The sequence below is a fragment of the Aureimonas frigidaquae genome (genome assembly GCF_001463905.1).
Classification (GTDB): domain Bacteria; phylum Pseudomonadota; class Alphaproteobacteria; order Rhizobiales; family Rhizobiaceae; genus Aureimonas; species Aureimonas frigidaquae.
On record NZ_BBWR01000024.1, the window covers coordinates 1 to 2,704 of the forward strand.

The 2,704-nt window shown below is 67.8% G+C and carries 2 protein-coding genes; both read right to left on the minus strand.

The genetic code is table 11. The features are described from left to right. Positions 1-2 precede the first annotated feature (2 nt). On the minus strand, positions 3-1,016 hold the full coding sequence (locus AUL30_RS19120; protein WP_062229509.1) for a YeiH family protein: 1,014 nt from the start codon (positions 1,014-1,016) through the stop codon (positions 3-5). 74 nt (positions 1,017-1,090) lie between these two features. Beyond that, on the minus strand, positions 1,091-2,704 hold a 1,614-nt coding region (xsc, locus tag AUL30_RS19125; protein WP_062229510.1), incomplete at its 5' end, for a sulfoacetaldehyde acetyltransferase.

A 2,704-nucleotide genomic window follows, 5' to 3' on the forward strand; every position in this document is an offset into this window, starting at 1 on the left:
TCCTATCCGATGATGTGCATTCCGGCTGCGATGAAGCTTGCGATGAAGAGGGTTTCGGCGACGATGAGGAGGATGGCTCCGGTTCCCACGTCGCGGATGCTTTTGAGGGACGTCTTCATGCCGACGGCGGCGATGCCCATGAGGAGCGCCCAGCGCGACAGCGCGACCAGCGCCTCGGCCACGGCGGCCGGCACCAGGCCCAGCGAGTTGGCGACCGCCAGCGCGATGAAGCCCACGACGAAGGTGGGAATGAGCGGCGGCCGCTTGCCGTCCGCATCCGCGCTGCCGGTGCGCCGCGCCGCAAAGGCGAAGACCAGCACCACCGGCGCCAGCATCGTCACCCGCATCAGCTTGACCAGGGTCGCCGTCTCCCCCGCCTCGGGCGAGATGGAGAAGCCTGCGCCCACCACCTGCGCCACGTCGTGGATCGTCGCCCCAATGAAGATCCCGGCCGAATGGTCGTCCATCCCCAGAAGCCGCACCACGATCGGATAGACGATCATCGCCAGCGTCGACAGGACCGTCACCCCGATGATGGTGAAGATCAGGTCCCGCTCCGAATGCTCGTTGCGCGGCAGAACCGCGGCGATCGCCATGGCCGCCGACGCGCCGCAGATCGCCACCGACCCGCCCGTCAGCAGCGCAAGGCTCCAGCTGCGCCCCAGCACCCGCGAAAGCGCCAGCCCGAACAGGATCGTCACCGCGATCCCCGCCACCACCAGCCCGATCGTCGCCGGGCCGATCGTCATCAGAAGCTCCGCGCTCATGCGAACGCCCAGTAGCGCCACGCCGATCCGCAGCACCGTGCGCGAGGTCATGGCGATGCCCGGCACCGCCCGGCCCTCTTCCGCCAGGAAGTGGAAGGCGATCCCGATCAGGAGCGCCATCAGCATGGCCGGCGCCCCGTAATGATCGCTCAGGAACTGCGAGGCCAGCGCGACCGTCGCACAGACCAGAAAGCCCGGCAGAACCCGCATCAGCGCTGCCATTCGCTCCCCGCCCGCCGGCGCCGACATGGTGGTGGGCTTCATCTTCCTGCCTTTCCCTGCACCGGGACGCACGGGGCCGCCCGCGGCCCCCTCGCGATCCCTCAAGACCGCGCCTGCCGCACCATGTCGTTCGGGTCGATCCCGGCCACCGCGACAGGCTTCTTCATCGCATCGCGCCGGAACGGCTCGCCCAGTTCCTGGTTCAAAAGAACCTCGATGAAGGTCGTCTTGCCCGCGCTCATCTGCAGCTCGATCGCCTCGCGCAGCGCATCGCCCAGCCCCTCGCGGTCACGCACCTGCACCCCCCGCGCCCCGCAGGCCTGCGCGATCGCCGCATAGGACGTGCCACGGTCCAGTTCCGTCCCGACGAAGTTGTTGTCGTACCAGAGCGTCGTGTTGCGCTTCTCGGCACCCCATTGGTAATTGCGGAAGATCACCATGGTGATCGCCGGCCAGTTGTCCCGGCCGCAGGCCGTCATCTCGTTCATCGAGATCCCGAACGCCCCATCCCCCGCAAAGCCCACCACCGGCATGTCTGGATTGCCGATCTTGGCCCCCAGGATCGACGGGAAGCCGTAGCCGCACGGGCCGAACAGGCCCGGCGCCAGGTATTTGCGCCCTTCCTCGAAGGTCGGATAGGCATTGCCGATCGCGCAGTTGTTGCCGATGTCCGACGAGATGATCGCCTCGCGCGGCAGAACCGACTGGATCGTGCGCCAGGCCTGGCGCGGCGACATCAGTTCCCCGTCGCGCTCGCGCGCCTCCGCGTTCCACTGCGTGCCCGGATCGTCCTCCTCGTGGTCCAGGCTCGACAGTTCCTGAAGCCAGCGCGACTTGGCCTTGGCCACGAGGTCACGGCGCGCCCGCGCCTGCCCATCCCCGCCCTCGGCACGCGGCGCAAGCTGCCCCAGAATGCCCCGTGCGACCTTGCCCGCATCGCCCACGATGCCCACGCTCACCTTCTTGGTCAGTCCGATCCGGTCCGGGTTGATGTCCACCTGGATGATCCGCGCATCCTGCGGCCAGTAGCTCATCCCGTAGCCCGGAAGCGTCGAGAACGGGTTCAGCCGCGTGCCCAGCGCCAGCACCACGTCGGCCTGCGCGATGATCTCCATCGCCGCCTTCGACCCGTTATAGCCAAGCGGGCCCATCGCCAGAGGGTGCGAGCCGGGGAAGCTGTCATTGTGCTGGTAGTTCGAGCAGACCGGCGCATCCAGCCGCTCGGCAAGCTGCACCAGATCCCCGATCGCGCCCGAAAGTACGACGCCCGCTCCCGACAGGATCACCGGAAAGCGCGCCTGCGACAAAAGCCGCGCCGCTTCCGCAACCGCCTCCTCGCCTCCCGACGGGCGCTCGAAGCGCACGATCTGCGGCAGCTCGATGTCGATAACCTGCGTCCAGAAATCGCGCGGGATGTTGATCTGCGCCGGCGCCGAGCTGTGCCAGGCCTTCAGGATCACCCGGTTCAAAACCTCCGCGATCCGCGTCGGATCGCGCACCTCTTCCTGGTAGCAGACGCAATCGGCAAACAGCCGCATCTGCTCCATCTCCTGGAAACCGCCCTGCCCGATCGTCCGGTTCGCCGCCTGCGGCGTCACCAGAAGCATCGGCGTGTGGTTCCAGTACGCCGTCTTGACCGCCGTCACAAAGCCCGTCACCCCGGGCCCGTTCTGCGCAATCGCCATCGCCATGCGGCCCGTCGAGCGGATGTAGCC

Excerpts from the sequence above, each read along its gene's own strand:
- AUL30_RS19120 (WP_062229509.1), bottom strand. The coding sequence starts at position 1,016 with ATGTCGGCGCCGGCGGGCGGGGAGCGAATGGCAGCGCTGATGCGGGTT.